This is a genomic window from Vibrio sp. 10N.261.52.A1 (assembly GCF_002876325.1).
Taxonomy (GTDB): domain Bacteria; phylum Pseudomonadota; class Gammaproteobacteria; order Enterobacterales; family Vibrionaceae; genus Vibrio; species Vibrio chagasii.
In genome coordinates this window covers 1,370-8,317 of record NZ_MCYD01000548.1, presented here as the reverse complement: position 1 = coordinate 8,317, position 6,948 = coordinate 1,370, and the positions used below count along the sequence as shown (strand labels likewise).

5 protein-coding genes are annotated in these 6,948 nt (G+C 47.1%); 1 reads left to right on the top strand and 4 read right to left on the bottom strand.

What is annotated here, in order from left to right; translation table 11 throughout:
• Positions 1-2: 2 nt before the first annotated feature.
• A complete protein-coding gene (gene lhgO, locus BCT81_RS08365; RefSeq protein ID WP_241908182.1) occupies positions 3-1,199 on the top strand; it encodes an L-2-hydroxyglutarate oxidase in 1,197 nt (398 codons plus the stop codon).
• Between the two features lie 86 nt (positions 1,200-1,285).
• Here the strand turns inward: lhgO and BCT81_RS08360 are convergent, their stop codons facing one another.
• From BCT81_RS08360 to BCT81_RS08345, 4 genes are all read right to left on the bottom strand, one after another.
• On the bottom strand, positions 1,286-2,059 hold the full coding sequence (locus tag BCT81_RS08360) for an ADP-ribosyltransferase (RefSeq protein ID WP_004736880.1): 774 nt from the start codon (positions 2,057-2,059) through the stop codon (positions 1,286-1,288).
• Positions 2,060-2,074: 15 nt separating this feature from the next.
• On the bottom strand, positions 2,075-2,824 hold the full coding sequence (locus BCT81_RS08355) for an ADP-ribosyltransferase (RefSeq protein ID WP_004736878.1): 750 nt from the start codon (positions 2,822-2,824) through the stop codon (positions 2,075-2,077).
• Between the two features lie 12 nt (positions 2,825-2,836).
• Positions 2,837-5,434, bottom strand: coding sequence for a hypothetical protein (locus BCT81_RS08350; protein WP_102423823.1), 2,598 nt, complete (start codon positions 5,432-5,434; stop codon positions 2,837-2,839).
• 219 nt (positions 5,435-5,653) lie between these two features.
• A partial coding sequence (locus BCT81_RS08345) for a methyl-accepting chemotaxis protein (RefSeq protein WP_102423822.1) occupies positions 5,654-6,948 on the bottom strand: 1,295 nt, incomplete at its 5' end.

Below are 6,948 nucleotides of genomic sequence, written 5' to 3'. Positions count from 1 at the left end.
ATATTATCGTTGGTGGTGGCATTGTTGGCGTGTCGACGGCATGGCAACTGCAACAAGCTCACCCTGATAAAAGTATCCTTTTAGTCGAAAAGGAGCGTGGCTTTGCGCAGCATCAAACGGGTCACAACAGTGGTGTGATTCACGCTGGCGTTTACTACGCTCCGGGTAGCTTGAAAGCGGATTTCTGTAAGCGAGGCGCAGAGCGTACTATCGCGTTTTGTCGTCAACATGATATCCCCGTCGAAAACTGCGGTAAGTTATTGGTTGCGACCAATGAGCAAGAAGTTGAGCGCATGAACGCGCTCTATCAACGTTGTCACGATAACGATATTGATGTCGATTTATTGGACCAAGCGCAGCTCAAACTCGCCGAGCCGAACATCACTGGTTTAGGGGCGATTTACGTCAAAACCACCAGTATCGTAAACTACAAAAAAGTCACTGAAGTGATGGCTCAGCAGTTTGTTGAGGCGGGTGGGGAGTTGAGTTTAGGCACGGAAGTTATCCTGGCTGATGAGCAAGACGATGAGGTTCAGTTAACCTGCAAAGTGGATGGGCAAACCTTGCAGTTGAACAGTCGATTTTTGATCACTTGCTCAGGCCTAATGGCGGACAGAATGACCAAGATGCTTGGTATTGAAACTGACTTCCAAATCCTCCCTTATCGCGGTGAATACTATCAGCTTGATCCTAAACATAACCAAGTGGTGAACCACCTTATCTATCCGATCCCTGACCCTGAACTGCCTTTCCTCGGTGTGCATTTAACACGCATGATTGATGGCTCGGTAACGGTAGGGCCTAACGCGGTTCAAGGGTGGAAGCGGGAAGGCTACGGTAAGTTGAATTTTAGTGTTAAGGATACCTTGCAGATGCTGAGCTTTGCTGGCTTTTGGAAGGTGACGGCTAAGCACCTAAAAACCGGTTTGGTTGAGTTCAAAAACTCGTGGTGGAAGGCGGGGTATCTAAAGTTGGTTAATAAGTACTGCCCAAGCATCACTGTGTCTGACTTCAAACCCTACCCGGCAGGTATTCGTGCTCAAGCGGTACTGAAGGATGGTACCTTGGTTCATGACTTCCTGTTTGCGGAAAGCCCAAGAAGCTTGCATGTGTGCAATGCACCATCGCCAGCGGCGACCTCAGCGATGCCTATTGGCGAATACATTTGTGGCAAGATAATGCGTAAAACAAGCAGTTAAATTACCCCAGCTTCAATAATAAAAAAGACCATCATTATGATGGTCTTTTTTTTATCAGCCGCTTACAAAGTAGCAGGCACGCTAGACTACAGGCAAGAGAGTGAACTGCGGCTGCGAGCCGCGACTTCTTCACCGCTGTAACTGTCATAAATGTGGATATCAGGTTCCGCTTTTAGGTACCGTGAGGGGTTCTTTATTTCACGCATCTTGATGTAGTTCTTCTTCGGTGAGACTCGCTCAATCGCTTCTACTCGAAAGTAGGTGTTTGGCTTCGCGAGTATTTCTGCTTCATCTGGTTTGAACGTGTACGCGTTAATGGCGCGACCTGCCGACTTGAGTTCAATTTTGAATTGAGCAGCAGAAGCACCTTCATAAACACCGGCTGAAGAAAAGTGCTTGGCGACACTTGGTAGAGTTGATGTCGATAAAAACGCTTTCTCATGCAGAATATCACCCACGTTGAGTTTATCGAGCAGTGAGTTCTTGATGGATGAGCCACGATAAACCGTACCTTTGTAGTTAGGCAGTTTATTCATGACATTTCGCATGTGGAATACGCGTGATTTCAATGTACGGCCAAACATTTCGGATAAGTAGCCTTCAGGCTCTCCCGCTCTCATGTATTCATTCACCACATCATGGTCAACTCGGCCGTAATTCTTAATGGCAGAGTACTCTTCACTGATCATCTTTTTTTCAGCTTTTACATGGTGCGTCGTTGCCCAATCCATCAGGTCATCCGCAATTTGTTGTTGCGCCTGATAGGAGAGTGAACGGCCTTTAAACTCTGGAAACTCCTCACTCTGTGCCGAAAAACTTGTCAATAAAGAGAGGCAAAGCCCCCAAATAAATTTTTTCATTGCTTGATCCTTAGCTTATGTACAAACGAGAGAGTGCCAAAATGACGCTTCTACTTCTTCGCCTGAATAGAGGTTATATTTCTGAGTATTTTTGGCGGCAGATGCCTTTACCGTTTCCACGCCAATGTAGGTGTGGTTAGAGGTTCGCTCTATCTGGGTGATTCGAAAGTGTGCATTTGGCGCAAATAGAACCTCTGCTTCTTTGCTGTATTCCGAAAGCCCAGCAATGGTGTGCCCCCCCTGATTGATCTTGACTTCAAACAGTACTCGCTTGAGCCTTTGCGGGGAGTTGGGATGCACTACTGAAAAGCGCTTAGCGACTTCTGGGAGAGTCGAAGTTGAGGTAAATGCTGGTTCGACCAACACGTCCCCCTCTTCGAGCTTATTAAGCAGAGATTGTTTTACCCAAGTGCCTCGATAGGCGGTCCCTTTGTATTTTGGCAGCTTGTTGAGTGCCGATTTAACCGTGCGAATGTACTGCCTCGCATCCGCCCCTGCGACACCCCATGTTGAGGTGTCAGTGGCTCTTAGGTAGTCATTAGCGGTCTGATAGCCAGAAATGGAAAAGTCTTCCACTGCTTCCTTTTCATTAGCAGTGATGAAGGAATAGCGCCAATCATTGGAAGCCTTTGACCAGTCTTTGAAGTCTTCTGCTAGCTGGGTCACTTCTTCCTCTGAACGGTTTGGCTGTTTGAGCGAATCAAACGGTTGAGAGAAGGTCGTAAAACTCAGACAACAGAGCAGTAATAAAAAACGAGTATTCATAGTGTCCGCCCTTTATTGGTATTGGTAGCTGTTAGGGCTTAAATCACATGGAATGCCGAAAGTGTTCTGATTGATGACGGCATATTTCAGAGCCCCAAACATATTGAGCTGTTGGCGAGTGACGGCGTCGTACCATTCTGAGATAGGCGAAATCCAATACAGGTCATCATCAGCCGCAACATCAAGCAGTGCGCTCTTAAGGTATGGGTAGTAAATCATGCAGCTACGGCCCGGTTTATCGGTAAAGTTTTCATTTGTATTGCTTAACTTATCGAGTTTTTGATTGAGTTCAGACGTTGGGTTAAAGATGGCGTCGATAGAACGCTCAATGCGCGCATCGTAGCTATCAGGGATGATGTCTGAAATCAGGTAGCGCATAAGGTGAGCAGGCAGCATCTCTGAAAACAGAGCGGTGACTTCACCTTCCCCAGAGGCGTAGTGCCCAGTAGAGATATGCTGAGAATGGATGATCGATGTATAGCGCTGGAATTGGCCCACTTGTGAATGTAGCCACTCAACACCGTTGCTGTCGGAGACACTGATCGCTTCAGCAAGACGAGTTTTTACGATCCCTTTCGCGAGTTGCAGCGTGTTGCCTTGCAGGTGAGCAAGATCCAGTGAGGACGATTTCAGTGCAGAATAAATCAGTGGCGCATTTTTCTGAAGATCAATGCTACCTGGGTAAGTGAAGCTATAAAACTCGACGGCTCTCTTAGCCTGCCATTCACTCTCTAGCGCAGTGGTGATCAAGCCACCAAGCTTTTGATAGCGCTTCGAATGCACATAGGCGCCTTTGCCTGAGTAATTTGCGTGCCAATTGTTGATGTAATGTAGCGACGCTTGTCGTGAAAGGTTCTCTTTTTGAAGGTAAGACAAGCTCCACCCAGCACATGCGCTACCGCCACCACATTCACCTTCAAGCATTGCGCTTGAGTCCAGTAACCAGTGATAAACCTGTTGTTTGTCGAATTCAGCTTGCTTTTTTAGACGTTGCTGCGCAGAAAAATCCAGCAACTGTTGTTCCAACCAACGCTCCTCTGCTTCGGCATTCCAACCATGATCAATTAGGTTACTAAGGTAATCGAAAAGCACGCGTTTTACTGCTTCTTTGCTTGGCGGCAAGATCTGAGCAATAACGCTATCTTCAGATGGAATAAATGGGCGAGTTTCTGCTGGCACCCAAGCGTACTCAACGCAACCCCTAAAGTTTGGATCGCCTCCTAGAATGCCAATACGAACGCATTTTTCGTAACCACTTTGCAGGACGATCTGTTTGTTTCGTATTTCTTGTGTTGTTGCTGGGCGCCCTAGAATACTGCGTGTCATCTCATCAATGGCGCTGCGCTCGGCTTGTCCCTTGAAGAAATTATGCATGGTGTCGACCGAACCTGAACGGAATAGTCGCTCTATGGCGATATCACCTTGTGTGAACATCTCTCTTTGTAGCTTACTCATCAGTAGATTGACATGATTATCTGCCGTTTCGATGATCTGTGTTTTAGCCGCAAGTGTGCGTGCATACAACTGTTGAACTGCAGCTTGGTCTAGCCCCTCAATTTGACCTGTTCGCAACTCATTCAGTTTGGCAATGGCTTGATCTAGCAGGTTCTGCTGACAGTGCTGAAGTTTGGCCAATGCGCGGTTCGCTTGGCGTTTTGAAGGCAGTGCTGGTGGTAGGGAGTTACTCTCTTCAATATCATGATCAGGATAAAGGTCTGCCAGCACTCGAGTTTCTTCGCTACAGCTAGCGGCAATGTCCGATGCAAACAGACGAGAGTCTTTATGGTCAAGAGCTAGTTGACTAAAGATGGCCTTGCGGAGCTCGTGATCGACCGCGGTGATCAGCTCTTCCGCCATAATGGTCTGAGCCTTTACCACCTCTTGATAATGTTGTTGGTATTTGAGGGCAAGATCGGTGGCAAAGCCGCGTGCAACGGCGTTCAACATCGCTTGCTGATCTGAGGCGAGTTCTGCCCAATAAATTTTGTCTCTTAAATCTTGCTGGGTGACGAGATCCTCATGAACGTGATAACTGTAATGGTTACCTGCTGCAATTCTATCCCAGCGACTACTCAAAATTTGGCGGTCGATCTCTCTCGCCGGCAGCTTTAAAACGCCAAACCAATCGACGAGTCCCATTACAGTGGCAAATCGATCGTAAGAGGTACGTGATTCATCTTGGAAGCTAGTTGCGACCTCATTTGCCCAAAGTCCAACGGCAACCGCGTCGCCAATCGGTCCTAGAGCTTCTAGTGCACCTTGCGCTAGCCCTGTCGTTGAACGGCCCAAAGTGTCCATTAGTCTTGCCGCTTCTTCAGGTGCTAGCGTAACAGCTGAGGCGGGTCCTGTTTCTAGCAAGGTAGCAGTTTCAGGGAAAACATCACTGGCTTCAGAGAGAGAGGGTTTTAAGTCGACAATGTGCTCTGGCGTTGATGGAAAAAGGTTTTCAGGCGTAATACCTTCACCGAAGGCATCATAGTTTTTCTGTCGGATCTGATGAAAGCTTTCGCTGTCCAAGACGTTATATTCGTCGCCGATGTTACAGACCTGAAAGGCATTAACGTTGGATGAAATCATAGCAGTAATAAGTGCTAATCTGTTTAACTTCATAGGTTTATCCTTATTGTTAGTGAAGTTATATGCTTAATTTAGAAAGCAAAAAGCCTCTCCTTGCCGAGATGGAAAAGAGACAGCTAGAGGTTGTGTTTAGGGGTACTTCGAGAAATCGTTTACTCAAATCACCCGGGCAGTGAGATGAGGTTTTCGCTTTGGCGTTGTGATTAGGGGAATTGCCTCCCCCTAATCAGTTTCTATCAAATGCTGTTGAGGTTAACGGTTTAGCTTAAAGGTACTGACTGCTTGCGTGAGCTTTTCAGACAGTGCTATAAGTTCCGAGGCTTTCTCTTGGTTTGATGCCGACAAGTTGTGTGTTTCGCGGGCTTTGTCATTGACGTCAACGATACTTTGATTGATTTCGCCAGCGACAAGAGTTTGCTCTTCAGTCGCTGTGGCTATCTGTGTATTCATGTCTTCAATAATGGTAATAGAGCTCGAGATTTCATTGAGTGAAGCCTGTGCTTGTTTCGCATTCTCCATGGTGACATTTGATGCCTCTCTGTTCATCTGCATCATTTCCATAGAGCTATTGGCTTCATGTTGCAGTGAAGTAATCACCTCTTGAATTTCGTTGGTGCTCTGTTGAGTTCGGTTAGCTAGGTTACGAACCTCGTCAGCAACAACTGCGAAACCTCGGCCTTGCTCACCTGCTCGCGCAGCTTCGATGGCAGCGTTAAGAGCAAGCAGGTTGGTTTGATCTGCAATGTCCTTGATCACGTCCAGTACGGTGCCAATACTTGAGGTTTTCTCACCCACGGTATTGATCACATCAGACACTTCCTGAATACCCTGAGAGAGGCTCACAATACTGTGATTCACGGTATCAAATGTTTGATTGCCAGACTGTGCTTCTTGCGCTGCTTGCATCGCTGCTTCTGAAGCTCGGTGGGCGTTTTGCGCGACCTCATCTACAGCGACAGACATTTCGTTCATTGCCGTCGAAGTCTGCTCTAACTGTTCCATTTGCGAAGCGGAACTTGCGTTTACACTATCGGCTGCGTTGGTTATGCCTTCGGCAAAGATAAATAGGTCGTTCGATGAGTTACGGATGGTCTCAATTGTGGTGCTCAGCTCATTGACCATATCGTTAACGGCAGCATTGATACCAATCGCTTTGCCCTGTTGTTGTTTGATTGCGGTAAAGTCACCAGAGGCCACTTTAGCTACGGTCGCTTCTATTTCGCTTGGCTCTCCACCTAGTGGGCGGTAAACCAAAACTTCAACAACGTAGTACACGCAACCCGCGCAAATAAGCAGTAGCGTCAAAGAGGTGATCAGAGTTTGAGTCAGGTTATCTTTTGAGTCCTGATTAACAGTGGTCTCTTTATCCCACGCCCATACACTCCAACCAAGATCGTTGATTTTAGCGCCTGCTGCCAAGAACTCTGTATTCTGATAAACGTACTCGAAGCTCTCTTCTCGCGTGGTGTCTCTGTTCGCAAAAGCTGGGATCTCGTTGAAGATATTTCTACCTATCAAAGACGCGTTTTGTGCGGCTAAGATAAAGC